Origin of the sequence: Actinosynnema pretiosum (genome assembly GCF_024171695.1) — a bacterium.
GTDB lineage: Bacteria > Actinomycetota > Actinomycetes > Mycobacteriales > Pseudonocardiaceae > Actinosynnema > Actinosynnema pretiosum.
Genome location: NZ_JAMTCF010000015.1, coordinates 217,443 through 242,278 on the forward strand (window position 1 = coordinate 217,443; position 24,836 = coordinate 242,278).

A 24,836-nucleotide genomic window follows, 5' to 3' on the forward strand; every position below is an offset into this window, starting at 1 on the left:
AGTTCCAGGCGGACCCGCCGAGGGCCTGCTGGCAGGGCGCGCTCACCGCTGCGACGGTCGTCGACGAGCCCGCCCAGCCGGTGCGCGCCCCATCGGCGCCCTGGCGAGCGGCCAGGCCGGGTCCGCCCACCCCGCCCGGCCGCTGCTACCCGCGCGCCTCCGGCGCGGTGAAGGTGATCGTGCGGGCGTGCTCGCGGAACCCCAGCCCCCGGTACAGCGGCGCGGGCGCGGGGTGGTCGGGGTGCCCGTGCAGCGGGTACACCACCGCCGACCGCCCGCCCGCCTCGCGCAGCGCGCCCAGCGCCGCCAAGCACACCGCCCGCCCCAGCCCGCGCCGCCGAAGACCGGGGTCGACCCCGACCGGTTCCAGCTCGCCCACGCCGTTGCGCTCGTCGAACCAGATCAGGCAGGTGGCCGCGAACCGCCCGTCCGGCCCCTCTACCACCCGGTCCAGCTCCGGCCGGTACGGCCACGTCCCCATCACCGCCCGGTAGCTCTCCTCGGTGACCCGCGACGGCCACCAGGCCGCCCGGTGCGCCGCGACCCGCGCCGCCACGTCCTCCTCGCCCCGCACGGCGCGGACCCGGTACCCGGCGGGCAGCTCGGGCGTCGGCAGGTCGTCCAGCGCGCGCACCGAGTGCCGGAAGTGCGGCCCGCCCAGCCGCGTACCCGCGAGCCTCCAGCGCGGCGACCAGGTGCGGTTCGGAGTCCAGCACGGTGACCGACCGCCGGGGCGCGGTGGCCACGCCCGCGAACCAGTCGAGCACCGCCCCCGCCAGCTCCGGCCGGGCCGGGTCGACCAGCAGCGCCAGCTCACCTGGCAGCTCGGCCCACCCCCACGCCACCACCTCGCCGCCCGCCTCCCACAGCGCGGTCGGCCACTCGGCCTCGCGCCCGGTGTGCTGGCCCCGCTGCCAGGCCAAATCGCCGACGTGCCACCGGCTCGACGGCGTCCAGATCCGCCGCGCCAACCCCTGCATCGCGCGCAGGTCCGCAGGGTCGGCGTACGGGCGCGTCCTCACCTCGGTCATCGCGTGATCATGTCGCCAGGGGCCCGCCCCGCGCACCGGAGATTCCCGCGCGCACGTTCGGCGACACTTGCTCATTTATTGACACCTGTCTAGTTTCTCCTCCGTGACCACCCGCCCCGACCGTCGGGTCGCCCGCTCCAGGGCCGCCCTCATGGCCGCCGCCGTCGACCTGGTCGCCGAGCGCGGGGCGGCGGTCCCGGTGACCGACCTGGCCGAGGCCGCCGACGTCAGCAGGCAGCTGCTCTACCAGCACTTCGGCGACCGCGACACGCTCCTCGTCGCCGCCGCGGCGGACCTGGTGCGGCGCGAGCTCCTGCCGCACCTGGCCGACCCGCGGGCCCCGCGCCACGCCCGCCTCCTGGTCGTGGCCCGCCACTTCGCCGACCACCGACCCTTCTACCGCGCCGTGCTCACCGGCCCGTGCGCGTGGCGGCTCGCCGAGGCCCTGGCCGAGCTCTTCCGCACCCTCATCACCACCGAGGCCCTGCGCGCCAACCTGGGCGAGGTGGACGAGCAGGCCGCCCGCGACCTGGCCGTGCTGATCTCCCACGGCACCGGCGCGATCGTCCACGACTGGGTCGTGCGCGCCGAGGACCCGCTGCGCCCCGAGGAACTCGCCGACCGCCTGCTCACCGTCACCAGCCTGCTCACCCCGGCGCCCCCGCACCCCTGACCCCCACCGGCGGCCCCCCGCGCCGCCACCACCGAAACGAGGCCCGAGATCCCCACCCCCGCCCTGCTGGTGATGGACGTCCAGCCCGCCGTTGTCGCCCGCTACCCCGACCCGACCTACCTGCCCAGGCTCGCCACCGCGCTCGAGGCGGCCCGCGCCGCGTCCGTGCCGGTGATCCACGTCGGCGTCGGCTTCCGCCCCGACTACGCCGAGGTCCACCCGCGCAACAAGATGTTCGGCCGACTCGCCGCAGCGCCCCGAGGCTCCGGCGCCACCGACTTCCACCCCGAGACCGCGCCGCTCGACGACGAGGTGGTGGTGACCAAGCGCCGCGTCAGCGCGTTCGCGGGCAGCGACCTGGACCTCGTCCTGCGCGCCCAGGGCGTCGACCACCTGGTGCTCACCGGCATCGCGACCAGCGGCGTGGTCCTGTCCACCCTCCGCCAGGCAGCCGACCTGGACTTCCAGCTCACCGTCCTGGCCGACGGCTGCCTGGACGACGACCCCGAGGTGCACCGCGTGCTCACCGGGAAGGTCTTCCCGACGCAGGCCGACGTCCGGACGATCGCGGACTGGACGGCATCCCTGGACGTGTGACCCGGCCCGCCTGCTCCCGACTGCCCGCCCCCGACTGCCCGACCCCGCCCGCCTGCCCCCGGCGCTCAGACCACGAACGCCGCCGCCACGTCCCGCTCCGCCTCCCACCCCCGCGCGTACGCCGCCGCGAACGCGCTCGCGCCCACCGCCGCCCGCCCCCGGTCGACCAGCTCGCGCACCACGGGGTCGGTGCGGTCGTGCGCGCCCCGCAACCGCGCGGCCGTCCCGAGCAGCACCCCCGACCCCGCCCACCGCCCCCGCGCCTGCTCCAGCGCCGCCGCCCCCACCGCCACCGGGGCCAGCGCGGGCAGCTCCCCGCTCGCAGCCGCCACCACCCGCGCCCGCCGCAACGCCCGCTCCGCGCCCGCCAGGTCCCCCGAGGCCACCCGGTGCGCGGCCCGCGCCAGGTCGCCCACCGCCCCGCCCACCCCGGCCAGCAGCTCACCCGCCCGCCCCAGGTCCCCGAGCCGCACCCGCAGCGCGGCCTCCCGCGCGTCCACCACCGCGACCTGCTCCCCCCGAGCACGGGCCGAGGCGAGCACCTCCAGCGCCGTCCCGGTCTCACCGCGCCGCTCGTGCAGGTCGACCCACCGCAGGTCCGCCCGCACCCGGTCACCGGGGCTCAGCGCCCCGAACTCCCCCTCCAGCGCCCGCGCCTCCCGCAGGTCCGCCCACGCCCCGTCCAGGTCGTCGTACCGCCGCGCCCGCGCCCGCACCGGCAGCACCCCCGCCACGCCCCACCCGTCCCCGGCCGCCCGGAACCGGGCCAGCGACACCTCCGCGTGCCCGCGCGCCCGGTCCAGCTCGCCCGCGTTCTCCGCCAGCTCGGCCAGGAACAGGTGCGCCAGCCCGGACAACCACCCGCCACCCGCGCCCAGCTCCCGGAACGCCCCCTCGCCGCGCCCCAGCAGGAACAGCAGGACCGCCCCGAACACCCGCAGGTGACCGGGGAGCCCCCGGTGCGCCAGCACCCGGTCCGCGAGCGCCGCCACCTCTCCGCGATCACCCACCCCGTGCCCGCCGTCGGCGAGGCCGAGCAGGTGGGCGGCCCGCGCGCAGTCCCGCTCAGGGGACGGCCCGCCGGGCACCGCCAGCGCCCGCCCGAGCCAGTGCGCGCCCTCGGACTGGCGGCCGAACACCTGCCAGTACCAGACCAGCGACAGCGCCAGCGCGAGCGCCCCGTCCGCGTCCCCGGTGGCGCACCGGTGGTGCAGCGCGGCCAGGGCGTTGTCGTGCTCGGCGCCGATCGCCGCCACCGCCGCGCGCTGCCCCGGCCCGCGCAGCACCGCGTCCTGCCCCGTCAGCACCCCCGCCACGTGCGCGGCGGCCAGGTCGCGGACGGCGCTCAAGTCCCCGGCGGCGGCCAGGCGCTCGACCCCGTACGCGCGCACCGTCTCCAGCATCCGCCGCCGATCCCCGACCAGGCTCAGCAGCGACCGGTCGACCAGCGCGGCGAGCAGCTCGGGCACCTCGTCGGCGGGCACGGCGCCCGCGCAGACGGCGGCGGCCGACTCCGGGGTGACCCCGCCGGGCAGCACCGAGATCCGCTCGGCCACGGCGCGCTCGGGCCCGTCCAGCAGGTCCCAGCTCCACGCGATCACCGCGCGCAGCGTGCGGTGCCGGGGCGGCGCGGCCCGGTTCCCGCCCGCCAGCAGGCGGAACCGCGCCGACAACCCGGCCACCAGGTCGGGCAGCGGCAGGGCGCGCAACCGGGCGGCGGCCAGCTCCAGCGCCAGCGGCAGCCCGTCCAGCGCCCGCACCAGGCGCACCACGTCCGGCAGCGTCGTCGCGTCGACGGCGAAACCGGGGCGCACCGCCGACGCCCGTTCGGCGAACAACCGCACCGAGGCCGTGCCGACCGCCTCGGCGAGCCCGTCCCCGGTCCCCGGCAGCGCGAGCGGGCCCAGCGGGACCAGCGCCTCCCCGTCGACCGCCAGGGGTTCCCGGCTGGTGGCGAGCACGCGCAGCTCGGGGCAGCGGGGGAGCAGGAGCGCGACCAGGTGGGCCACGGCGTCGACCAGGTGCTCGCAGTTGTCCAGCAGCAGCACCGACCTGCGCGCCGCCAGCTCGGCGGTCAGCAGCGCCACCGCGTCCCCGCCCGGCCGGTCGCGGTCGCCGCGCAGCCCGATCCCGGCGAGCACGGCGGCGACGACCTCCGAGGGCTCGGCGACCGGCGCGAGGTCCACCAGCAGCGCGTCCGGGTCCCGGCGCAGCGCCTCCACGGCCAGCCGGGTCTTGCCCACCCCGCCGGGCCCGACGACGGTGACCAGCCGCCCGGCGGCCAGCAGGTCGGCGACGCGGGCGAGGTCGGCGTCCCGGCCGAGGAAGCCCGTCACCGGCGCGGGCAGCGCGTTCGGCCGGGGGAGCGGCGGCGGGGTGGCGCGCAGCAGCCGCAGGTGGCGCTCGCGCAGGGCCGTGCCGGGGTCGGCGCCCAGCTCGTCGGCCAGCGCCGCGCGGACCCGCTCGTACACCGCCAGCGCCTCGGCCTGCCGACCCGCGCCCGCGAGCGCGTCCACCAGCACCCCGGCGGCCCGCTCGTGCGCCGGGTGCTCGGCCAGCACCCCGCTCGCCCCGGCGATGGCGGCCCCGGTGCGCCCGAGCGCCAGCTCGACCTCCGCCAGGTCCAGCACCACCTCGATCGACAGCCGCGCCAACCGGGTCGCCACGCGCGGCGCGACGGCCGCGACGGCCTGCGGTTCAGCCCCGACCCGCCCGCCCCACAGCGCGGCGGCCTCCCGCAGCGCGTCCTCCCCACCCCGCGCGGCCAGCTCCTCGAACCGCGCCACGTCCACGTCCGCCACGAGCCGGTACCCGCCCACCCCCAGCACGACCGCGCCCGGCGCGCCGAGCGCCCGCCGCAGCCGGGAGACGAGCGCCTGCAACGCCGGTCCCGGCCCGGCGGGCGGCTCGTCGCCCCAGATCGCGTCGACCAGCGCGCCCGGCTCCACCGCCCGCCCACCGGCGAGCGCCAACCGCACCAGCAGCGCCCGCACCCGCCTCCCCAGCACGTCAAGGGCTACGTCGTCGCGGCGGACCCGGAACGCGCCGAGCAGCCCGACCCGCACCCCCGCGCTCCCGTCCACCCGCTGATCCTCCCAGTGCGGGACAAGGGCTTCCGCGCCGCGTCGGCCGCGTGTCAGCGCCGTGTCAGCGCCCCGCCGCACGCTGCCCGCGTCACCGATCCGACAGCGCAGGAGGCAGCACGTGCCCACCCCCAAGTCCTACCGCGCGGCGGGAGCGGCCCTGATCGCCGGTCCCGGCGTCTACCTCGCGGCCGAGTTCACCACCGCCGCGGCCTGGACCGACCCGCCCTACAGCTACACGCACCACTTCATCAGCGCCCTGGGCGTGCGCGGCCCGGCGACCGCGTTCGGCCAGTTCATGCTCTCCCCGCTGGCCCCGGTGATGAACGCGGGCCTGGTCCTGTTCGGCCTGGTCGTGCTGGCGGGCGTGCTCGCGCTGCCCCTGCCGCGCACCCGCCACCTGCCCGTCGTCGTCACGGCGGCGGTGCTGGCGGCGGGCAGCGCGGTGGTGGCGCTGTTCCCCGGCGACGGCGACGCGCTGGACAGCGGCGCGGCCGATCACCACGCGCTCGGGGCGTTCGCCGCGTTCACGGCGGGCAACGCGCTCGTGATCCTGCTGGGCGCGGCCCACCACCCGCTCGGCGTCCCCCGGCGGCGGGGGAGGGCCCTGGTGGCGCTGGGCGTCCTCGGCCTGGCCGGGATCGTGGGCTACGTCGCCCTGCTCGCGGCGGAGACCGGCGTGCTGGTCGGTCTCGTCGAGCGCACCGCGATCTACCCGTTCCTGCTCGGCCTGCTGCTCCTCGGCCGCGCGCTGCGCCGGAACTCCCGTCCCGGCGGGGAAACCGGTTTGGGCGCCGGTAATAGCCTGGTGCGGACGGGATCGACCACGACCCGCTGACCGGGAGGGCAGGCCGTTGATCATCGAGGTGGAGCTGCCCACGCGCACGCGGGCCACGGGGCCGGTCCACCTGTCCGACGTGCTCGCGGCGATCCCCGAGAACCGGTGGACGTGGGTGGTGCTGGACTTCGACGGCGTCGGCGTGGCGCCCGGCGGGATGCCCGAGTTCGGCGACCGGGTGCGGGCGGAGGGCGTCCCGTTTACCTGGGAGGAGCTGCTCCGGTTCGCGGACGGTCAGGAGCAGACGATCGACTGCCTGATCGTCGCCGAGCGCGCCGGGGAGCGGGTGGCCGAGGTGGAGGCGTTCGACGGCGGCGCCTGGCTCGTGCGGGTGCCCGACGAGTGGGAGCGCGCCGTCGAGCTGCTGGACGGGCTGCGCGACTGACCCCCGGCCCGCCGCTCAGCCGGGCTGGTCGAGGCGTTCGAGCCACCGGTCGAGCAGCGCGCTCTCGGCCGGTTCCAGCTCGCCGGTCCCGTGCAGGGCCAGCCGGGACCGCAGCTGCCGCGCCGCCGCCCGCACGGGATCGGGCCCGGCGGGCGCGCCCGCGTCGGTGAGCACGGCGGCGAACACCGCGTCCCGCGCCCGGTGGGACAGCTCGGGGTCGTCGTACAGCGCGGGCTGCGCGATGCGGCTCAGCGCCACCCCCACGTTCGCGGGCAGGATCAGCCGGGCCGCGCGCTCGGGGCTGGTGCGCAGCGCGCCCGCCGCCGCGCAGCGCACCAGCGTGGCCTCCAGCAGCTCCAGGATCCGCTGGTGCGCGGTCGATCCCGCGTGCGGCCGGGGCGCGAACATCAGCTGGTACAGCGCCGGGTTCGCGGCGGCGAACGCCATGTGGTCGTCCCACCCGGCGCGCAGGTCGGCCACCGGGTCGCCGGTCGCCTCCAGCTCCCGCTTGCGCCGCGCGTACCGCTCGAACCCGGCGTCGGCGACCGCGTCGAGCAGCCCGCGCTTGTCCCCGAACAGCCGGTAGAGCACCGGCTGCGTCACGCCGACCTCCTCGCACACCGCGCGGGTGGCGACCTCGCCGTCCGGTGACGCGGCCAGCCGCCGCCCGGCGGCCTCCACCAGCGCGGCCCGCACCGCCGCGTCGTCGTCGGGACCTGCCGCGCCGCGCCTGCGGCGGGGTGCGCCGCTCTCCGGGGTGACCTCCACGAATCGATGGTACGTCACGCCGCTAGCGCTGATTCGGGCACCGTGCTACGGTTCTCGTATCAACGAAACGAAGCAGCGCTATCGCTGCTACCAACCGGAGGAGGGCGTCATGACCGAGCACCGGAGCGCCGCGAACGGCCACCCGGCGGAGGTCGTCCTGATCACCGGCGCGTCGAGCGGCTTCGGCCGCCTCACCGCGCTGACCCTCGCCAGGGCCGGGCACGCCGTCGTGGCCGGGATGCGCGCGGTCGCGGGGCGCAACGCCCCCGTGGCCGAGGAGTTCGCCCGACTGGCCGGAACCGAGGGCCTGGAACTGTCCACGGTGGACCTGGACGTCCGCTCGCAGGAGTCGGCCGACGAGGCCGTCGCCGAGACCGCGCGCCGCCACGGCCGCCTGGACGTGGTGGTGCACAACGCCGGGCACATGGTCGAGGGCCCGGCCGAGGCGTTCACCCCGGAGCAGCTGGCCGACCTGTACGACGTCAACACCATCGGCGCCCACCGGGTCAACCGCGCCGCGCTGCCCCTGCTGCGCGAGCGGGGCTCCGGCCTGCTGGTGTGGGTGGGCAGCTCCTCCACGCGCGGCGGCCACCCGCCGTTCCTGGCCCCGTACTTCGCCGCGAAGGCCGGGATGGACGCGCTCGCCGAGAGCGGCGCGGCCGAGCTGATCCGCTTCGGCGTCGGCACCACCGTCGTCGTCCCCGGCGCGTTCACCTCGGGCACCAACCACTTCGCGAACGCGGGCCGCCCCGCCGACCAGGCCCGCGCCGCCGCCTACGACCACCACTACGGCGACCTGCGCGCCACCATCGCCGACCGCCTGGCCGCCCTCGTCCCGCCGGACGCGGACGCGCAGGACGTGGCCGACGAGATCACCCGCGTCGTCGGGCTGCCCGCCGCGCGGCGCCCGTTCCGCGTCCACGTCGACCCGAGCCGGGACGGCAGCGAGGTCGTCTCGGCGGTCGCGGACCGCCTCCGGGTCGAGTTCTACCGCCGGGTCGGCATCGCGGACCTGCTGCCCGCCGACGCCGCCCTCTAGCCGATCACCACGAGAAGGAGCACCGCCGTGCCGTTCGCCAACCTCAAGGTCCCCAGGGGCACCCTGACCCCGGAGTCCAAGAAGAAGCTGATCGACGCCGTGACCGACGCCTACGCCGACGTGTACGGCGAACGCGCCCGCGCGAGCACCCTGGTGCTGGTGGAGGAGGTCGCCGACGGCGGCTGGGGCCTCGGCGGGACGGTGCTGACGGCCGACCTGCTCGGCCGCAGCTGACCCGACCCCGGCGTCACCCCCTGGGCTCGTACCGCATCGCGACCGCGCCGGACGCGAACCCGGTCGTCCCGGTCAGCCGCAGGTCGACGTGCTCCGAGAGCCCGGCGAACAGCGAGGGCCCGCGCCCGGCGATCCGGGGGTGCACGACGAACTCGTACTCGTCGATCAGCCCCAGCCCGGCCAGCGCCAGCGGCAGCGCCACCCCGCCGACGAGCAGCCCGTTCCCCGGCTCGTCCTTGAGCTCCCGGACGGCGTCGGCGAGGTCCCCGCGCACCAGCTCCGCGTTCCAGTCGACCCGCTCCAGCGTGCTCGACACGACGTGCTTGCGGGCGTCGTGGATCGTCCGCGCGAACGGGTCCTCGCCCGTCGCCCCCGCGCTCCCGGCGGGCAACCGCCAGGCCTGCTCCATCATCAGGTACGTCACCCGCCCGAGCAGCAGCGCGTCGGCCCGCGCGATGTTCGCGGCGTGGTGCCGGTGCAGCTCCAGGTCCGCCGGGATCACCCGGTGGTCGCAGCACCCGTCGACGGTGACGTTGATGGAGTACCTGAGCGGTCGCATCGGGCGAGGCTACCCGCGACGGGGGCGTGGTCGACCGGGGGTTCGGTAGCCTGACCGGGTGCCCCGCCCACCCTCGATCACCGACGCGGGCCTGCTGGACCTGCTCGTGCGCGTGTTCCGCGAGAAGGGGTTCGCGGGCACCTCGATCGGCGACCTGACGGCCGCGACGGGCCTGAAGCGGGCGAGCCTGTACCACCGCTACCCGGAGGGCAAGGACGGGATGGCCCTGGCCGTCCTGGCGGAGGTGGAACGCCGCTTCGCGGTGGTCCTGGCCCCGATGCGCGAGGACGCGGACGTCCGGGCGGGGATCGCGGAGACCGCGCGCAGGCTGGGCGGGTTCTACGGCGCGGGCGCCCTGTCCTGCGCCCTGGACACGATGACCCTGACCGGCGCCCCGGAACCGGTCCGGGAGCGCTCGCGCGCGCTGGCGGAGTCGTGGATCGCCGCGATGGCCGAGGCCGCCCGCCGCGCGGGCCGCGCCCCGCAGGAGGCCGAGGCGGCGGCGAAGCAGGCGTTCCTGCGGGTGGAGGGCGCGCTGGTGCTGGCGCGGGTCACCGGGGACAACGGCACGTTCGGCGAGACCTTGGCGCTGCTGCCGGACCTCCTGGCGCCGGGGGAGTGACGCGGGGCGCTTCCGCCCCTTCGTTTCCGCCTTCTCCGTCTCGCCCCTTCCGCTCGGCCCCTGCTGCTCGACCGTCCGCAGGCACGTCCCGGTGGTTCTCCGCCACTTGATATTTACCGAACGATCGGTAAAAATAACTCGCGCAGACCTCTCCCGACCTGAGCGAAGGGAGCGCCATGACCACCCGCGTCGACCGGCTCGCCTACCACCCCGGTGAACTGGCCGCACAGAGAGCCGCCGGACTGACCGAGCTCGCGGCCAGGATCCGCCCGATCATCTCCGACGCCCTCCCGCCCGCCGCCCAGGACTTCCTGGCCCGGCAGACCATGCTGGTCCTCGGCGCCCGCGACCGCGAAGGCCGCCCGTGGGCCACGACCCTGCTGGGGCACCGCGGTTTCCTCTCCGCCCCCACCCCGCGCACCCTGCGCGCCACCGCCGCCCCGCTCCCCACCGACCCCCTCGCCGAAGCCCTCCGCCACGAGACCGACGTCGGCGCCCTCGCCATCGACCTGGCCGCCCGCAGGAGGTTCCGGGTCAACGGCCGCTGGCGCCCGACCGACACCGGCGGCGAGATCGACGTCCACCAGGCGTTCGGCAACTGCCCCAAGCACATCCAGTCCCGAGTCCCCACCGGGAGCGCGCCCCCGAGCCGCGAACCGGTGGTCCGCCGCACGTCATCCCTCGGTCTGCGCGCCTCCCTCCTGGTGGCCAGCGCCGACACCTTCTTCATCGCCACCTCGGCCCCCACCGGCGCCGACGTCTCGCACCGGGGCGGCGACCCCGGCTTCGTCACGCCCATCTCGCCCACCGAGCTGGTCTGGCCCGACTACGGCGGCAACGCCATGCTCATGACCAACGGGAACCTGACCACCAACCCCGAAGCGGGCCTGCTCTTCCCCGACTGGAACTCCGGCGCGACCCTCCAGCTCACCGGCGCCGCCGAGGTCCGACCCGCCGCGACCCCCGCGCTCCCGCCGAGCACCGGCCGCGAAACGGTCTTCCGGATCACCGAGGCCGTCTGGACCGAGCACGCCTTCCCCGCGCACTGGTCCGAGCCGTCCTGCTCCCGCTTCAACCGAGCCCCCTGATCCCCGCCCCCTGAGCGTCACCCCCTGAGCGCCACCCCTCCGGCCTCACCCCTCCGCGTCCCGCACCAGCAACGCGATCCGCACCCGGTTGTCCACCCCGAGCTTGCCGAACAAGTTCCCGGTGTGCGCCTTGACCGTCGCCACGCTGATCCCCAACCGCGCCGCGATCCCGGAGTTCCCCAGCCCCTCCGCGATCCCCCGCGCCACCTCCAGCTCCCGCTCGGTCAACCCCGCCAACCGCTCCCGCGCCCCCTCCCGCACCGCCCGCCGCGCCTCGCCGGAGTGCGGCCCGGTCGCCGCCGCGATCAGCCGCGCCACCGCCTGCGGCGAGAGCGCGGGCTCCCCGCCCGCCACGGTCCGCACCGCGTCGGCGATCCGCGCGGGCGGGGTGTCCTTGAGCACGAACCCCAGCGCGCCCGCCCGCAGCGCCCCCAGCACCAGCTCGTCCGAGTCGAACGTGGTCAGCACCAGCACGGCGGGCGGCTCCGGCCGGGACAGGATCTCCGCCGTCGCGCTCAGCCCGTCCCGGCCGGGCATCCGCGCGTCCATCAGCACCACGTCCGGCCGCTCCAGGGCCACCGCCGCCACCGCCGCGTCCCCGTCCGCCGCCTCCGCCACCACCACGAGGTCCGGCTCGCCGTCCACCACCAGCCGCAGCGCCATCCGCACCAGCCGGTCGTCGTCCACGACCAGCACCCGCACCCGGTCCACCGGCTCACGCCCTCCCCGCGTCGCGCCACGGCAACCACGCGACCAGCAGGTACCCGCCGCCGGGCGTCGGCCCGCGCTCGAACTCCCCGCCCACCAGGGCGATCCGCTCGGCCAACCCCGGCAACCCGTACCCGGACGACGGCGCCCGCACAGCCGCCCCCGCCCCGCGCGAGTTCGCGACCCGCACCCGCAACCCCACCCCGGCCCCACCGCTCACGCCGACCTCCACCCGCGAACCGGGCGCGTGCTTGGCCGCGTTGGTCAGCCCCTCCTGCACGATCCGGTAGCACGTCCGCCCGGCGCTCTCCGGCGCCCGGCCCGACACCGCGCTGTCGAACCCGACGTCCAGCCCGGACGAGCGCGCGCCCTCCACCAGCTCCGGAACCCGGTCCAGCGACGGCGGCTGCGGCAGGTCGAGGTCGGGGGAGGCCCTGAGCACGCCCAGCACGTCCCGCAGCTCCTCCAGGGCCTGCCGCGACCCCTCGGCGATGCCCCGCACCAGCTCGGCCGCGTCCTCCCCGCTCAGGTCCCTGCGGTGGTCCAGCACCCCGGCCTGCATGGCCACCAGCGAGATCCGGTGCGCCAGCACGTCGTGCATCTCGCGGGCGATCCGGTTCCGCTCGGTGGCCCGCGCCTGCGCGGCCCGCGCGCTCTGCTCCCGCTCCGCGCTCGCCACCCGCTCCCGCAACGACCGCAGCTCCGCCCGCCGCGCCCCGACGGCCACGCCGACCGCCAGCGCGGTGTCCGCGATCAGCACCGGCAGCACGAGCAGCAGCCACCACGGGGCGTTGCCGGTGTCCAGCGGGTAGACCTGGGCGTTGACCTGCGACGCGACCACGTAGACCACCGCCGCGGGCACCATCTCCACCGGTCGCCGCCTGGTCGCCAGCGAGCACAGCGCCAGCAGCGCCGCCCCGCCCGCGAGCATGGACGCGCCCGCGCCGACCGAGGTCAGCACGGCGACCGCGAGCGGGAACCCGCGCCGCCACAGCAGCAGCACCAGGCACCCCAGCCCCACCAGCGGATCGCCGATCGCGAACCACGCGCGCGCCGCGCCCTCGGGCAGCAGCTCACCGGTGATCAGCCAGAACGGGACCGCGCAAGCCCCGGCCACCGCCAACCGCCACGCGTGCTGCCACCACTCCAGCCGAGGCGCGCCACCCGTGTCCACCCGGTGATCATGGCCCGTCCGCGCCGGTCCGCGCAGCCGACCGAAGGCGCGACCGGGTTCGACCTAAGTCGCGGTCGTGCCCCGGACCGGGGTCGGGGGTCGGCCGAGCCGTCCGGCCGATGCGCCGCACCCGCCCGCCGGGAAACGCTTTCCACCATGCGCAGAAACCTCTCCCTGGCCGTCGTGCTCACCGCGCTGGCGGTGACGATCGTCCCCACCGCGTCCGCCGCGCCCGGCGCCGCCACACCCGGCTCCGCCGTGCGCTGGGGCCCGTGCGAGCAACCAGTCCCGGCGACCCTGCGGTGCGCGACCGTCGAGGTTCCGCTCGACTACCGAGACCCCGGCGGCCGGAAGATCCAGATCGCGATCTCCAAGCTGGCCAGCCGGAACCCCGAGCGCCGCAGGGGCGTGCTGCTGACCAACCCCGGCGGTCCCGGCGGCGCGGGCGTCGACCTCCCCGCCTACTTCCCCGCGCTGGGGATGCCCCAGGAGGTCCTGGACTCCTACGACATCATCGGCTTCGACCCGCGCGGCGTCGGCCGCAGCAGCCCGGTGACCTGCGACCTCACCCCGGAGCAGCAGGCGCGCGGCAACTTCCCGCCGTACGCGCGCACCGACGCCGACGTCGCGCGCGAGGTCGGCTACGCGCGCACCATCGCCCGGCAGTGCGCCACCTCCGGCACGGCCGACCTGCTGCCGCACATCACCACCGCCAACACCGCGCGTGACGTGGACCGCGTCCGGGAAGCGCTGGGGGAGCGCAGGATCTCCTACCTGGGCTACTCGTACGGAACCTACCTGGGCGCGGTGTACGCGACGCTGTTCCCGGACCGGGGCGACCGGATCGTGCTCGACAGCAGCCTCGGACCGGACGGCTACGACGTGAAGGCCATGCGGCGCTTCGCACTCGGCCTCCAGGACCGGTTCCCGGACTTCGCCGCGCACGTGGTCGCCCACCCCGAGTACGGACTGGGCGCGACGCCCGAGCAGGTCACCGCCAAGTTCTTCGAGCTGGCCGAGCGGCTGGACGTCACGCCCGTGCGGGGCGTCGACGGGACGATGTTCCGGGCGGTGACGTTCGGCTCGCTCTACAGCGACGCGGACATGCCGGAGTTGGCCGGGATCTGGCAGGCGCTGGAAGCCGACCGGCCGCTGCCCGAGGACCCGCCGATCGCGGGCGTGGAGAACCTGCTGGCGGCCCGGTTCCACGTGGTCTGCGGTGACACCCGCTGGCCGTCGTCGGTCCGGGAGTACCAGCGCAACGCGGCGGTGGACCGGATCCGCCACCCGATGCTCGGCGGGTCCACGGCGAGCGTCAACCCGTGCGCGTTCTGGCCGCGCGAGCGGGTCGAGGGGCCGGTGCGGATCGGTGACCGGGGCCCGGCGAACGTGCTGATCGCCCAGAACGAGCGCGACCCCGGCACGCCGCTGGCCGGTGCGCGGGAGATGCGCGCGGCGCTGGGCGGGCGGGCCGTCCTGGTCACCGCCGACCAGGGCGGGCACGGCGCGTACCTGTTCGGCGCCAACGGGTGCGCGAACGACGCGGTGTCCACGTTCCTCGCCACCGGCGAGCGCCCGGCGCGCGACCTGGCCTGCGCGGCGGAACCGGTCGAGCGCGGAACCGACCGGGCCGCGGCGCTGAAGCCGACCGGGCCGTCCCTGCGCTGACCTCGCGCCGACCCCGCACCGACCCCGCGACGCGAAAGCGGGCCGCACCTCGCGTGCGGCCCGCTTTCCCTGCGGCTGAACGGGGTCACGCGAGCTGGAGCGCCCCGCGCAGCACCGCGAGCAGCTGGGGCGCCGCGGTCGCCTCGTCGATCGCGTTCACCGGGTCGGACAGCATGGCGCTGGCCGTGAGCAGCGTGCCGTCGGCCCGCCGCACCAGGTAGCTCAGCGTCAGCACCCCCGGTTCGGAGCCGCCCTTGAACCAGACCGTCGGGAACCGGTCCGATGGCAGCGCGATCCCGCCGTCGTTGAGCGACATGGCCCGGTCGACCTGCGGGTCGTGGTCCTCCCACAGCCCGGCCATGGCGGAGCACATGTCCACCGGCGAGCCGAACCACTCCAGCTGGTCGATCTTCCTGGGCTCGGCCCACGGCTGCACGGAGGTCCTGGGCACCCGGCCGATCGCGTTCAGCGCCGCCTCGCGCAGCCGGTTCGGCAGCGCGCCGTACACGGTGGCCGCCACCGGGTACTGGAAGCCCTTGAGCGTGAGCAGCTCGCGGGTGGTGGGCATCGGCGAGTTCGGGGTGGTGTTGCCGAACCGGGCGAACTGCCGCTGCACCTCACCGCGCCCGAGGGTGTGGATCAGGTGGTCGGTGGCGGTGTTGTCGCTGATGGAGATCATGTGCTCGGCGTGCTCCGCGAGCGTGAGCACGGTCCCGTCCGGCTGGTCCTGCAGGACGCCGGAGGGGAGCGACTTCCACGCTTCCCGCAGCGGGAGCTCGGTGTCCCAGGACAGCCGCCCGGCCTTCACCTCGCGGGCGAGCGCGCCGAGCACGTAGAGCTTGAACGCGGAGCCGAGCGGGCGCGCGGTGCGCTCGTCCAGGCCGTGCACGGGCACGCACCCCTCGGGCGTGATCGTGGCGGCGGTGAAGGAGACGCGCGGCGCCAGCGCGGTGAGCGCCGAGTCGACCTGCTCCCACGAGGTGGGCGCGGGCAGGTAGGGGGAGAACCGCAGCCCCACGACCAACCCGGTCCCGTCGACCGTGACGACGCCGAGCAGGTCGCCGACCGCGCTGCCGACGACCTGCCGCAGCTCGGTCGCGGTCCGCTCGACCACGGCCCCGGCGGTGAGCACGCCCAGCGACCCGAGGGTCTGGTTGAACCCGTCCGCCCCGCCGATCGCGGCCAGCATCGGGGCGTCCAGGTGCGCGGCCACCTCGTCGGCCGGGACCGGCACGCGCGTGGAGGCGTCGAGCAGCCAGGCGAACTGGCTGTCCGGAGTGGACGGTGGGGCGGCCGTGGCCGGTGCTGCGGTGAGCGCGAGCAGCAGCGCGATCGCGGCGCCCGCGCTGAGGAAACGACGGATCATGGTTCCTTCCTCCGAGGGGTCAGGCCGGCCGGAAGAACAACCCGGCGACCTTCCCCTCGCGGTCGAAGCTGACGGTGGCCGTCACCTGGCCCGCCTCGAACTCCAGCAGGACGTCGACCACGGTGATGTCCCCGGCGGCGTGCTGCACCGGTTCCCCGAACCGCTCGAAGCGCCCGACGCTGCCGACGACCCGAGCCCACACCGTGGCCAGGTGCTCGGGCGTCAACTCGCGCCGCATGGTCCGGTCGAAGTCCTCGCGCATCCGGTCGAACCGGCCCGCGACGCAGTCGCCGAGCAGCACGAGAGCGCGGTCGGCGGCCCCGGCCAGGCCCACGGCGGGCTGCCCGGTGTCCGGGTCGACCGGCCGCCCGAACCGCTGGAACGCCGCCTGCCTGCTGGTGCCCAAGACCTCTCCGATCTCCTGCCACGTGCGCCCCTCGGCGCGGGCCCGCTCGACCGCGTCGCGCAGGAGTTCCTGGGATTCGAGGAGCTGGCGGTGCGCGGCCTTGACGGCGCCGAGTGTTCCGGCGGGGGCGGGGGATGTCAAGTCTGAGTTGACGGACTCCCGCTGCCTGCGTGCGGCGCTGCGGCAGGTCGAGTCGCAGTATTGCTGCTTACGGCCAGGTCCGGTGCGGTGTGGGAGGGGGGTTCCGCAGGATAGGCAGGTCATGGCACGTAATAGTAATACGTGCTGGGTGGCGGCACGTAAAGCGGCACGAAACGATCAGTCGCGCCGACTACAGCGCCGACTACAGCGCCGCCGCGTCGACGCCGAGCGCCAGCGCGTTGGCCACCACCCACCCGGCGAGCCCCGGTGGCCGCAGGTCCAGGCGGGGCAGGTCGTGCAGGGCCACCACGTCCGGGGCGAACTTGCCGTACGACGGGTCCGTCGGCTCGTCGTCGGTGCGCGCGTCGAAGTCCATGCCCAGCAACCGGGCCAGATGCACGTGCGCCACCAGCACCCCGCCCGCGACCGCCTCGCTCGCCAGGAACACCTGCTCGCCGATCGCGGCGACCGCGCCCAGCTCCTCGACCAGCTCACGCGCCACCGCCGCCCGGTGGTCCGCGTCGCCGGGTTCGACCCCGCCGCCGGGCAGCACCCAGTACGGCTCCCGGCCCGGCCTGGTCCGGCGGATCAGCACCACCCGCCCGCGTCCGTCGAACAGCAGCGCCCGAGCCGAGCGGCGCACGATGCCCCCTGCGGTCATCGCGGCAGGCTAGCGGTGGTGGCGCGCCCCGCGCACCGCACTCGTGCGCCCGCCCCGGCCGCTCAGCCCTCGTCCCGGCCGCTCAGCCCTCGTCCCGGCCGCTCAGCCCCCGCCCTCCCCGTCCTTCTCCTCCGCCGAGCCCAGGTCCGGGTCCGAGTCCGGGTCCGAGTCCGAGTCCGGGTCCGCCGTCCGGTGCGCCAACCCCACCAGCGACAGCACCAGCCCCGCGTTCGTCCCCGGCGGCGCGAACAGCACCAGCTCCGTCCCGTTCTCCCGGTGCAGCGCCACCAACCCGTGCAGCGCCGCCACCCCCGCGCTCGCCAGGTGCGTCACCCCGGTCAGGTCCACGGTCAACGACCGCGCCCCCGTCGACCCGGCGAACAGCACCTCCCGCCGCACCGTCGCGGTGGTCGCCGCGTCCACCGGCCCGTCCACCCGGATCCTCGGCCCCGGCGCGCCCGGCTGCTCCAGCACCAGCAGCGGATCGGACTGCGCGCCGACCTGCGGGGGAGCCGCGAGCCCGGCGGTGATCAACCGCGCGGGCCGGGTCAGCCGCAGCTCGGCGGTGACCGAGGTGCCGCGCTCGTCGTGCTCCACGCGCAGCCCGTCCATCAACCGCTGCGCCATCTGCAACCCCAGCCCCCGGTCGGCGGACGGTCGCGGCTCCCGCCACCGGCCCCGGTCGGCCACCCGGATCGACAACCGGCCCGTCGCCGACAGCGCCGCGTCCAGGGTGAAGGCGTGCTCCTCGGCCGAGTCCAGGTAGGCGTGGTCCAGCACGTTCGTGATCAGCTCGACCGCCGCGTGCCGCACCGCGTCGCGGTTGCCCGCGCCGACGTGCGCGCCCGCCAGCCACCCGTCCAGGGCGACCCTGATCCCCGCCAGCGCGCTCTCGTCCGCCACGGCGGTCACCGCCAGCGGCGCGGGCGGCTCGGCGAGCTGGGCGGCCAGCAGGGTGATGTCGTCGGTGTGCCCGGTGACGCGGGTGAGCAGCTCCACGGTCTGCGCGCACACCCGCTCCACCGCCAGCTCGACGTCCCCGCGCATGATCCGGTCGGCGGCGGCGGCGTCGGCGGCCACCCGCGCCAGCTCGGCCGCGCTCTCCGGCAGCGGCCTGCCGGGGCGCTCCAGGATGCCGTCGCTGTAGAGCAGCAGCAGATCACCGGGCCCGAGCCGCTCGGCGCGCACGGCCGACGGTCCGCGCTCGGCGCCCACGCCCAGCGGTCCGGCGCCGGTCGTCGGCAGGTAGCGGGCCGCGCCACCGGCGGGCGCGAGCAGCGGCGGCGGGTGCCCCGCCGTGCAGTACTCCAGCGCCCCGGTCGCCGGGTCCAGCACGGCCGCGCACACCGTCGCCGCCCGCGCGCCCCTGACCCGCTCGCCCGCCGCGTCGGCCGCCCTGACCGCCGCCAGCACGTCCCCGGTGGCGGCCAGCTGCTCGGACAGCAGCACCCGCAGCTGCCCCATCGTCGCCGAGGCCGCCACCCCGTGCCCCACCACGTCCCCGACGACCAGCCCGACCCGCCCGTCCGCGAGCGCGACCGCGTCGAACCAGTCGCCACCGGCGGCGGTGCCCGCGTCCGCGAGCAGGTAGCTGGCCGCGATCCGCACGCCCGGCAGCACCGGCAGCCCCTCGGGGAGCAGGTGGCGCTGCAGGGCGTCGATCACGTCCAGCGCCTGCTCGTAGCGGCGCTCGGCCTCGTCGGTGCGCGCCTGCGCGGCCCGCCGCTCGCGCACCCGCTCGGTGGCGTCGACCGCGTGCACGGTGACGCCGACGACCTCGCCGCCGGGCCCCAGGCGCGGGGTGGCGGTGAAGTCCACGAAGATCTCGATCCGCCCGGCCTCGTCGTGGTCGAAGTGCGCGCGCATCTCGCGCAGCTCGGCGGGCTCGCCGGTGGCGCGGGCCCGCTCGAAGATCTCCACGATCCGCTGCTCCTCGGTCTCCGCGAACACCTCCCGGACCGGGAGCCCGATCACCTCCGAGCGGCCGACGAACGCCCGGTAGGCCGCCGTGGTCGCCACCAGCCTCAGCTCCGGACCGGCCATGGAGAACACCAGCAGCGGCAGCTGGTCGAATACCTCCCGCACCGGCGACGCCTCGCCGACCCGCCGGTCGACGGCCCCGCGCTCGTGCTCCGACAGCATCGCCGACCCCTCCGCGGACCCTCCGGTGATCACCTGCGGCAGCCATTGTCCACCGGGATCGAGCACGCCGTGCGCGGTGCGCGCGGCCGAGCGCGGGGACGGGCCCGATCGCGCCCCGTCCAGGTGGAATCGATCACTCGTCCGGCTGAGCGGGACGCGTACTGTTCGTTTTCCGGTCCGCGCACTTCGCTTCGCGCGTTTCCTCCCGTCGCACCGTCTGCGTGAAATGGGGGAAGGTGCCCGTCCGGACGACCGGGGGAAGACGGCGCCGATCATCGGGAGGGGCGCGGGTGGTGGGGAGCGCGACTTTCGGCACGCGCCGGTACGGCGGCGTCCCGGTGCTGGCGCTGACGGACCGGTCGGTCGCGGCGTGGGACGAGCTGGCCCGCGCGCTGTCCGAGGTGGACCGGGACTCGGGCGTGGTGCTCGACCTGCGGGCGGTCACCGTGCTGCCGGTGCGGACCGCGCGGGCGCTGATCGCCCTCGCCCGCCGGAAAGCCCCCTGCGCGCTGCTGGTCGACCCCGCCACCCCGGCGGTCACCGAGGCGCTGGACCTCGTCGACCCCGGCCGGTCGGCGCCCAGGACCGACTCGCTCGACCGGGCCCTCGCCGCCACCGCCGACCACCCCGCGCCGAAGCCGCACGTGCTGACGTTCGAGAGCACCGACCTCGGCCGCGTCGAGGAGTTCCTGAGCGAGGCGTACGCGCCGACCAGGATCACCGGCTCCACCGGCCCGGCGCGGCTGCGCGCCACCAGGGTCGTCGCGGACGCGGTGAGCGTCGACGACCTGGACCTGGACCTCGACCTGTCCTACGCCGTCGAACCGCTGGGCGCGGTGCTCCTGTGCGACGTCGTGGCCGGTTCCGCGGAGGGCCACCTCGGCGAGGGGACCCGGTCCCTGGAGTCGTTCGGCCCCGGCGACCTGTTCTCCGCGGGCCCCCCGGACCTGCCGCACACCGGCCGGGTGCGCAGGGCCAGGACCAGGGTCACCGCGCTCGACCCGGCCCTGCTCGCCGAGGTCGCGGGCGCGCGGCGGCCGGGCCGTCCTCCTGCACCACCGCCCCCACGACGACGCCGCCGCGACCCGCCTGCGCGCCGCGATCACCCACCTGCGCGACGACGTGCTCACCGCCCCCGACGCCACCACCACCCCGCTGCTCCTCGCGACCGCGCAGCGCTACCTGGCCGCGTCGGTCCTGGCGGCCTTCCCCAGCACCGTGCTCGCCGAACCGACCGCCGCCACCCGCCGGGACGCCCACTTCCACACCCTGCGCAGGGCGATCGCCTTCATCGAGTCCAACGCGGACCGCGACATCGCCATGCCGGACATCGCGGCGGCGGCCTTCGTCACCCCCAGGGCCGTCCAACTGGCCTTCCGCCGCCACCTGTCCACCACCCCGATGGCCTACCTGCGCCGAGTCCGCCTCGACGCCGCCCGCACCGAACTGCGCGCCTCGGACGCGAGGTACACCACGGTCACCCAGGTCAGCGCCCGCTGGGGCTTCGGCCGGGCCAGCGCCTTCGCCGCCCACTACCGCGCGGCCTACGGCGAACCGCCGTCGCGGACGCTGCGGTCGGAGTGAGCGGGGGAGGCCGTCGCCGCGAGCCCCCTCACCCCACCTCCACCACACGGGCCCACGCGGGCGGCCCGGCAGGCGCGTAGTCCGGATCGGCCTCGTTCACCCACGTCGGGCGCGGGAACAGCCCCACCACCACCCGGCACGGCGGCTTCGCGCTCGGCCACGGGGTCTGCCCGTCCGTCAGCGCCACGATCACGTCCGGCCGGTACCGGCGCACCGCCCGCGCGAACCCCACCCGCAGGTCCGTCCCGCCCCCGCCCACCAGCTCGATCCCCTCCACCGCGCACAGCGGCCCCGTCACGTGCGCCGCCGCGTCGCAGGACAGCACCGTCACCAGGTCGCGCCGCCCGCCGACCGCCCGCACGATCGCCGCGATCTCCACCAGCGCGCTGCCCAGCTCCGAGTCGCTCACCGACGCCGAGGTGTCCACGACCACGCACACCCGAGGCGGCTTGCGGCGCAGGCTCGGCAGGACCACCCCGGGCAGCCCGGCCGACCGGCGCGAGGGCCGCCCGTAGGTGTAGTCCTGCGCCGCGCCACCGCTCGTCACCGCCGACCGCACCGCCGCGCCCAGCAGCTCGCGCCACGGCTGCGGCGGGTGGAAGGCCTTCTCCGCCCACCGCTCCCACCCGCTCGGCGCGCTCCCCGGCCTGCCCCTGATGCCCTCCGCCACCCGGAACCGCACCGCGTCGCGCTCCCGCGCGCTGAGCCCGCGCGCGCCGTCCGCACCCAGGTCCCACCCCCGCGCCGACCCGTCGACGCAGCTTCCGCAGTCCAGCCACGCGAACGCGTCGGTGTGCGGCCCGAGCCGGAACAGGCGCAGGTACTCCTCCATCAGCAACCCGGCGGGCAGCCGCAGCAGCTCCGGCCGGACCGCGCCCTCCGGCAGCGGCAGCTCGTCGTCGAACGAGTCGTCGTTGATCTCGCAGTCCGCCGCGATGTTGCGCCGCAGCCGCTCGGCAGGCCCGCGCAGCCCGTGCTCGTCCGCGAACCGCTCGCCCCGCCCGTGGTGGTCGCGCAGCAGGTGCGACACCTCGTGCACCCACACCGCCGCCAGCTCCACCAGCGGCGTGCGCTCCACGAACTCCGGCGACGCGTAGCACCGCCAGTGCTCGTCCACCGCCATCGTCGGCACCGCCCGCGACTCGACCACCCGCAGCGCGAACAGCGCCGTCGCCAGGTACGGGCGGAGCCGGACCGCGTGCAACCGGGCCGCGTACAGCTTCTCCTCGTCCAGCGCCGTCACCGCCCGCGCCCCGCAGCCGCCGCCGCGTCCGCCCGCCTGCCCAGCGACACCACCGCGGCCAGCCGCTCGACCGTCGCGGGCACCTCCCAGTCCTCCCGGCGCAGCGCGGCGAGCGTGGACGCGGGCACCACCACCACGTCCGGCGCGCCGGTCTCCAGCGCCAGCGCCAGGATCGCCCACGCCGCGTCCCACCGCCCCCGGTCCGGCCGCGAGCGCACCGCCTCCACCACCCCGTCCAGCACGGTCTGCCGCAGGTCGCCGCGCTCGGGCAGCACGACCGACGCGGGGTCGGCCAGCAGCTCCTCGGGGTCGGGCAGGTCCATCCGGTCCACGGCGGCCAGCAGTTCCAGCCCCGGCCCGTCCCCGACCGCGCCCCGCACCAGCAGCGACAGCACGTCCCGCGAGACGTCGGCGGCGGTGGCGAACGCGACCAGCCGCAGCGCCATCTCCCAGCTGCGCGGCGACGGCCACGCCCCGCCGCGCGCCACCTCGTTCTTCGGCAGCCGGTGCACCAGCGCGGGCCGCCCGGTCAGCAGCCCGCACACCGCCCGCCGCGCGAACGCCACGGCCTCGGGCAGCCGGTCGGGGTCCAGCGCAGGCAGCTCGGCCCGAGGCCACGTCCCGCCCAGCCCGCGCACCACGACCTCGTGCTCGTGCGACCACCCCAGGTGCACGAACCGGTTGGCCAGCGGCGGGCTCAGCTCCCAGCCGTCGGCGGCGGAGGAGCGCGGGTTCGCGGCGGCCACGATCCGCACCCCCGGCGGCAGGCGCAGCGCCCCGATCCGGCGCTCCAGCACCACCCGCAGCAGCGCGGCCTGCACGGCGGGCGGCGCGGTGGACAGCTCGTCCAGGAACAGCAGCCCACGACCGGCCCGCACCAGCCGCACCGCCCAGTCCGGCGGGGCCATCGGCACGCCCTGCACGGCCGGGTCGTCACCGACCACCGGCAGCCCTGCGAAGTCGGACGGCTCGTGCACGCTGGCGATCACGGTGGTCAGCGGCAGGTCGAGCGAGTCGGCGAGCTGGGTGAGGGCGGCGGTCTTGCCGATGCCCGGCTCACCCCACAGCAGCACCGGCAGGTCGGCGGACACGGCCAGCGCCAACGCCTCCAGCTGCTCGTTCGGACGCGGCTCGGTGTCGGTTTCCCCGAGCAGGGCGAGGAGGTCGGCGGCGGCGCCCAGCGGATCGGGGCGGGTCGTCGGGGGAGCGGTGGTCAGCGTCAAAGTCATGATCAGTTCACCTTTTGGGGTCGAGTCGCTGGCCGCGCGTCGACGACGGCGCGGCCTGCGGGGGGAGGAGTTCAGTGGTGGAGCGGGATCCGGTGCGCGGAGCGGCGCAGGCGGGGCGCGACCCCGCGACGGTTCTCCCAGTTCCAGGGGAAGGGCGTCCTGCGCCCGCCGAGCCCGGCCCGGAACAGCCCGTGCGCGATCCTGCCCCGCGCGGCGGCGTCCAGCTCGTCGCGCAGAACCCCTTGGCGCAGCACGGCTTCCGGCCCGAGCAGGCCTTCCACGACGTCGAGCGCGCCAGCCGCGTCGCCGTGGTCCAACCGCGCCCGGACGTCCACGAGGGACTCCGGCGCGCGGTGCACCTCGTCGATCGCCCGCAGGCACGGCAGCCCTGGACCGCCCAGCGCGACGAGCAGCTCCTCGCGCCGCAGCTCCACCGGGTCGTGGTCGAGCGGGACGAGAACCCCGTCGACGACGGCGATCCGGTGCGCCGCGCCCCGGCAGTCGACCAGGCGCGAACCCCTTGGCGCGTCAGGACTTCGCGGCGCGCCGGGTGGGCCGTGACCGGGCCGCAGCGCCGCCGCGACGAGCGGGTGCAGCCGGTCGAGCTCGATCAACCCGGCCCGCAGCAGCTCCACGTCCGGCGGCACCCAGGTGGCCGCGTCGGGCAGCACCGCGCGCACGCGACTGCGGTCGCGCCGGGATTCCCCGGTGAGCCGGGGTTCCCGCGCGTCGTCCAGGCGCAGCACCAGCCGGTGCCGGGAGGTGAGCCGCACGGTGACGGCGCGGCCCTCGGACCCGTCGGCCCGCAGCAGCAGCGCAGCCTCGTCCGCCCACCGGTCCACGGCGCAGCCGTCGACCAGCGCGAGGACCTCGGCGGCGTCCGGTTCCACCACGAGCGCACCGGTCGCGGTAGCGCCGGACGTGACAGCGCCGGGGGCGGCGGGACCGGACGCGGCGGGGCCGGGGGCGTCCGGTTCGGACATGGTCGGCCAGCCACCGCGTTCCCGCAGCTCACCGGCCCTGCGCGCGTCCCACAGGTGGCGGTGCAGGTCGAACCGGAACCGCCGGTCGGGTCGGGGGTGCGGGTGCCGCCCCGCCCCGTCCCGAGGCCGGTCGGGGTCCCACAGCGCCAGGCTGATCCGCTGCCCCGCGCCCGCCCACGACGGTGGTGTGCGCGCCACGAGGTGCACCCCGCCGGGCCCGTACCGGGCCAGCGTGGCGGTGATCCCCGACCGCAGCAGTCCGTCCGGGGCGATCCGGGGGAAGTGCCAGCGCAGCAGGTCGGGGGCGAGGTGGCGCAGGTCGTCGCGAAGTCGGGCGACGAACTGCTCGCCACGGGCGCGACCTGCGGTTTTGAGGTCCAGATCGACGTCGACGCGCGCTGCGGCGCACGCACCGGCCCAGTCGCCGACCGCCCTGCGGGCAGCGACGGACTCGATCATGGAAGTCGGCACGGCGAACGAGCGCGCGTGCGACCAGGCGGTGAGGCGGAGATCTTCGTTCGCGGTCAAGGCGTGGTGCATCAGCACTCACCTTGCGCGAAAGAGACCCCCGTTCCGTTCACGTAGGTGTTCATCGCGGCCACCGTACCAGGCCC

25 protein-coding genes are annotated in these 24,836 nt (G+C 76.5%); 11 read left to right on the plus strand and 14 right to left on the minus strand.

All coding sequences use genetic code 11. The features are described from left to right. Positions 1 to 145 precede the first annotated feature (145 nt). Positions 146 to 634: a GNAT family N-acetyltransferase gene (locus tag LV78_RS28480; RefSeq protein ID WP_253848748.1), complete on the minus strand. Its 489-nt coding sequence runs from the start codon at positions 632 to 634 to the stop codon at positions 146 to 148. 83 nt (positions 635 to 717) lie between these two features. Here LV78_RS28480 and LV78_RS28485 point away from each other — a divergent pair, with 83 nt between their 5' ends. The 3 genes from LV78_RS28485 to LV78_RS28495 all read left to right on the plus strand — a co-directional run bounded on the left by LV78_RS28485 (position 718) and on the right by LV78_RS28495 (position 2,301). Further along, positions 718 to 1,038 carry a hypothetical protein gene (locus LV78_RS28485; RefSeq protein WP_253848749.1) on the plus strand — a complete coding sequence of 107 codons (321 nt, stop codon included), beginning with the start codon at positions 718 to 720 and terminating at the stop codon, positions 1,036 to 1,038. Between the two features lie 96 nt (positions 1,039 to 1,134). Continuing rightward, on the plus strand, positions 1,135 to 1,704 hold the full coding sequence (locus LV78_RS28490; protein ID WP_253848750.1) for a TetR/AcrR family transcriptional regulator: 570 nt from the start codon (positions 1,135 to 1,137) through the stop codon (positions 1,702 to 1,704). A 72-nt stretch (positions 1,705 to 1,776) separates the two neighbouring features. Next, positions 1,777 to 2,301 (plus strand): cysteine hydrolase family protein, encoded by a 525-nt coding sequence (locus LV78_RS28495; RefSeq protein ID WP_253848751.1) that lies wholly within the window; start codon positions 1,777 to 1,779, stop codon positions 2,299 to 2,301. A 65-nt stretch (positions 2,302 to 2,366) separates the two neighbouring features. On the opposite strand, the gene LV78_RS28500 is transcribed toward LV78_RS28495, so the two are convergent. Further along, complete coding sequence (locus LV78_RS28500) at positions 2,367 to 5,384, minus strand: AfsR/SARP family transcriptional regulator (protein WP_253848752.1); 3,018 nt, start codon at positions 5,382 to 5,384, stop codon at positions 2,367 to 2,369. Positions 5,385 to 5,505: 121 nt separating this feature from the next. On the opposite strand from LV78_RS28500, the gene LV78_RS28505 reads away from it, so the two are divergent. Beyond that, a complete protein-coding gene (locus tag LV78_RS28505; RefSeq protein ID WP_253848753.1) occupies positions 5,506 to 6,222 on the plus strand; it encodes a DUF998 domain-containing protein in 717 nt (238 codons plus the stop codon). A 16-nt stretch (positions 6,223 to 6,238) separates the two neighbouring features. Further along, complete coding sequence (locus LV78_RS28510) at positions 6,239 to 6,607, plus strand: hypothetical protein (RefSeq protein WP_253848754.1); 369 nt, start codon at positions 6,239 to 6,241, stop codon at positions 6,605 to 6,607. Between the two features lie 15 nt (positions 6,608 to 6,622). On the opposite strand, the gene LV78_RS28515 is transcribed toward LV78_RS28510, so the two are convergent. After that, positions 6,623 to 7,375, minus strand: coding sequence for a TetR/AcrR family transcriptional regulator (locus tag LV78_RS28515; RefSeq protein ID WP_253848755.1), 753 nt, complete (start codon positions 7,373 to 7,375; stop codon positions 6,623 to 6,625). A 109-nt stretch (positions 7,376 to 7,484) separates the two neighbouring features. Here LV78_RS28515 and LV78_RS28520 point away from each other — a divergent pair, with 109 nt between their 5' ends. Further along, positions 7,485 to 8,414: an SDR family oxidoreductase gene (locus tag LV78_RS28520; protein ID WP_253848756.1), complete on the plus strand. Its 930-nt coding sequence runs from the start codon at positions 7,485 to 7,487 to the stop codon at positions 8,412 to 8,414. Between the two features lie 27 nt (positions 8,415 to 8,441). Further along, positions 8,442 to 8,648 carry a 4-oxalocrotonate tautomerase family protein gene (locus tag LV78_RS28525; RefSeq protein WP_253848757.1) on the plus strand — a complete coding sequence of 69 codons (207 nt, stop codon included), beginning with the start codon at positions 8,442 to 8,444 and terminating at the stop codon, positions 8,646 to 8,648. Positions 8,649 to 8,661: 13 nt separating this feature from the next. On the opposite strand, the gene LV78_RS28530 is transcribed toward LV78_RS28525, so the two are convergent. Continuing rightward, positions 8,662 to 9,207: a dihydrofolate reductase family protein gene (locus LV78_RS28530; protein WP_253848758.1), complete on the minus strand. Its 546-nt coding sequence runs from the start codon at positions 9,205 to 9,207 to the stop codon at positions 8,662 to 8,664. Positions 9,208 to 9,265: 58 nt separating this feature from the next. On the opposite strand from LV78_RS28530, the gene LV78_RS28535 reads away from it, so the two are divergent. Further along, positions 9,266 to 9,829, plus strand: a complete 564-nt coding sequence (locus tag LV78_RS28535) for a TetR/AcrR family transcriptional regulator (RefSeq protein ID WP_253848759.1) — start codon at positions 9,266 to 9,268, stop codon at positions 9,827 to 9,829. 176 nt (positions 9,830 to 10,005) lie between these two features. After that, positions 10,006 to 10,917 carry a pyridoxamine 5'-phosphate oxidase family protein gene (locus LV78_RS28540; RefSeq protein WP_253848760.1) on the plus strand — a complete coding sequence of 304 codons (912 nt, stop codon included), beginning with the start codon at positions 10,006 to 10,008 and terminating at the stop codon, positions 10,915 to 10,917. Positions 10,918 to 10,962: 45 nt separating this feature from the next. Here the strand turns inward: LV78_RS28540 and LV78_RS28545 are convergent, their stop codons facing one another. Both LV78_RS28545 and LV78_RS28550 read right to left on the minus strand, forming a co-directional pair. Then, the gene (locus LV78_RS28545) at positions 10,963 to 11,628 is read right to left on the minus strand and encodes a response regulator transcription factor (RefSeq protein WP_308208769.1); all 666 of its coding nucleotides are present in this window, start codon (positions 11,626 to 11,628) and stop codon (positions 10,963 to 10,965) included. Between the two features lie 4 nt (positions 11,629 to 11,632). Continuing rightward, on the minus strand, positions 11,633 to 12,799 hold the full coding sequence (locus tag LV78_RS28550; protein ID WP_253848761.1) for a sensor histidine kinase: 1,167 nt from the start codon (positions 12,797 to 12,799) through the stop codon (positions 11,633 to 11,635). A 156-nt stretch (positions 12,800 to 12,955) separates the two neighbouring features. Between LV78_RS28550 and LV78_RS28555 the strand changes: the two genes are divergently transcribed. Continuing rightward, on the plus strand, positions 12,956 to 14,467 hold the full coding sequence (locus LV78_RS28555) for an alpha/beta hydrolase (RefSeq protein WP_253848762.1): 1,512 nt from the start codon (positions 12,956 to 12,958) through the stop codon (positions 14,465 to 14,467). Between the two features lie 85 nt (positions 14,468 to 14,552). On the opposite strand, the gene LV78_RS28560 is transcribed toward LV78_RS28555, so the two are convergent. The 5 genes from LV78_RS28560 to LV78_RS28580 all read right to left on the minus strand — a co-directional run bounded on the left by LV78_RS28560 (position 14,553) and on the right by LV78_RS28580 (position 19,937). Continuing rightward, positions 14,553 to 15,833 (minus strand): serine hydrolase, encoded by a 1,281-nt coding sequence (locus tag LV78_RS28560; protein ID WP_253848763.1) that lies wholly within the window; start codon positions 15,831 to 15,833, stop codon positions 14,553 to 14,555. A gap of 19 nt (positions 15,834 to 15,852) precedes the next feature. Then, positions 15,853 to 16,380: a DUF3887 domain-containing protein gene (locus tag LV78_RS28565; RefSeq protein WP_253848764.1), complete on the minus strand. Its 528-nt coding sequence runs from the start codon at positions 16,378 to 16,380 to the stop codon at positions 15,853 to 15,855. Between the two features lie 202 nt (positions 16,381 to 16,582). Then, the gene (locus LV78_RS41110; protein ID WP_301307477.1) at positions 16,583 to 17,041 is read right to left on the minus strand and encodes an NUDIX domain-containing protein; all 459 of its coding nucleotides are present in this window, start codon (positions 17,039 to 17,041) and stop codon (positions 16,583 to 16,585) included. Positions 17,042 to 17,143: 102 nt separating this feature from the next. Beyond that, positions 17,144 to 19,183, minus strand: a complete 2,040-nt coding sequence (locus tag LV78_RS28575) for a SpoIIE family protein phosphatase (RefSeq protein WP_253848765.1) — start codon at positions 19,181 to 19,183, stop codon at positions 17,144 to 17,146. A 133-nt stretch (positions 19,184 to 19,316) separates the two neighbouring features. Continuing rightward, entirely contained in the window at positions 19,317 to 19,937 is a 621-nt protein-coding gene (locus tag LV78_RS28580; RefSeq protein ID WP_253848766.1) for a hypothetical protein, read from the minus strand. A 368-nt stretch (positions 19,938 to 20,305) separates the two neighbouring features. Here LV78_RS28580 and LV78_RS41805 point away from each other — a divergent pair, with 368 nt between their 5' ends. Further along, a complete protein-coding gene (locus LV78_RS41805) occupies positions 20,306 to 20,767 on the plus strand; it encodes a helix-turn-helix transcriptional regulator (RefSeq protein ID WP_253848767.1) in 462 nt (153 codons plus the stop codon). 28 nt (positions 20,768 to 20,795) lie between these two features. Here LV78_RS41805 and LV78_RS28590 read toward each other — a convergent pair whose 3' ends face one another. The 3 genes from LV78_RS28590 to LV78_RS28600 all read right to left on the minus strand — a co-directional run bounded on the left by LV78_RS28590 (position 20,796) and on the right by LV78_RS28600 (position 24,762). Beyond that, on the minus strand, positions 20,796 to 22,010 hold the full coding sequence (locus tag LV78_RS28590; protein ID WP_253848768.1) for a vWA domain-containing protein: 1,215 nt from the start codon (positions 22,008 to 22,010) through the stop codon (positions 20,796 to 20,798). Then, complete coding sequence (locus tag LV78_RS28595; protein ID WP_253848769.1) at positions 22,007 to 23,239, minus strand: AAA family ATPase; 1,233 nt, start codon at positions 23,237 to 23,239, stop codon at positions 22,007 to 22,009. The genes LV78_RS28590 and LV78_RS28595 overlap by 4 nt, the downstream gene beginning before the upstream one ends. A 71-nt stretch (positions 23,240 to 23,310) precedes the next feature. Then, entirely contained in the window at positions 23,311 to 24,762 is a 1,452-nt protein-coding gene (locus tag LV78_RS28600; RefSeq protein WP_253848770.1) for a hypothetical protein, read from the minus strand. Positions 24,763 to 24,836 lie beyond the last annotated feature (74 nt).

Bases quoted from the DNA above. Each gene is read 5' to 3' on its own strand.
- LV78_RS28520 (WP_253848756.1), top strand. From the start codon at position 7,485: ATGACCGAGCACCGGAGCGCCGCGAACGGCCACCCGGCGGAGGTCGTC.
- LV78_RS28540 (WP_253848760.1), top strand. From the start codon at position 10,006: ATGACCACCCGCGTCGACCGGCTCGCCTACCACCCCGGTGAACTGGCC.
- LV78_RS28530 (WP_253848758.1), bottom strand. From the start codon at position 9,207: ATGCGACCGCTCAGGTACTCCATCAACGTCACCGTCGACGGGTGCTGC.
- LV78_RS28560 (WP_253848763.1), bottom strand. From the start codon at position 15,833: ATGATCCGTCGTTTCCTCAGCGCGGGCGCCGCGATCGCGCTGCTGCTC.
- LV78_RS41110 (WP_301307477.1), bottom strand. From the start codon at position 17,041: ATGACCGCAGGGGGCATCGTGCGCCGCTCGGCTCGGGCGCTGCTGTTC.
- LV78_RS28600 (WP_253848770.1), bottom strand. From the start codon at position 24,762: ATGCACCACGCCTTGACCGCGAACGAAGATCTCCGCCTCACCGCCTGG.
- LV78_RS28575 (WP_253848765.1), bottom strand. From the start codon at position 19,183: ATGCTGTCGGAGCACGAGCGCGGGGCCGTCGACCGGCGGGTCGGCGAG.
- LV78_RS28595 (WP_253848769.1), bottom strand. From the start codon at position 23,239: ATGACTTTGACGCTGACCACCGCTCCCCCGACGACCCGCCCCGATCCG.
- LV78_RS28555 (WP_253848762.1), top strand. From the start codon at position 12,956: ATGCGCAGAAACCTCTCCCTGGCCGTCGTGCTCACCGCGCTGGCGGTG.
- LV78_RS28495 (WP_253848751.1), top strand. From the start codon at position 1,777: ATGGACGTCCAGCCCGCCGTTGTCGCCCGCTACCCCGACCCGACCTAC.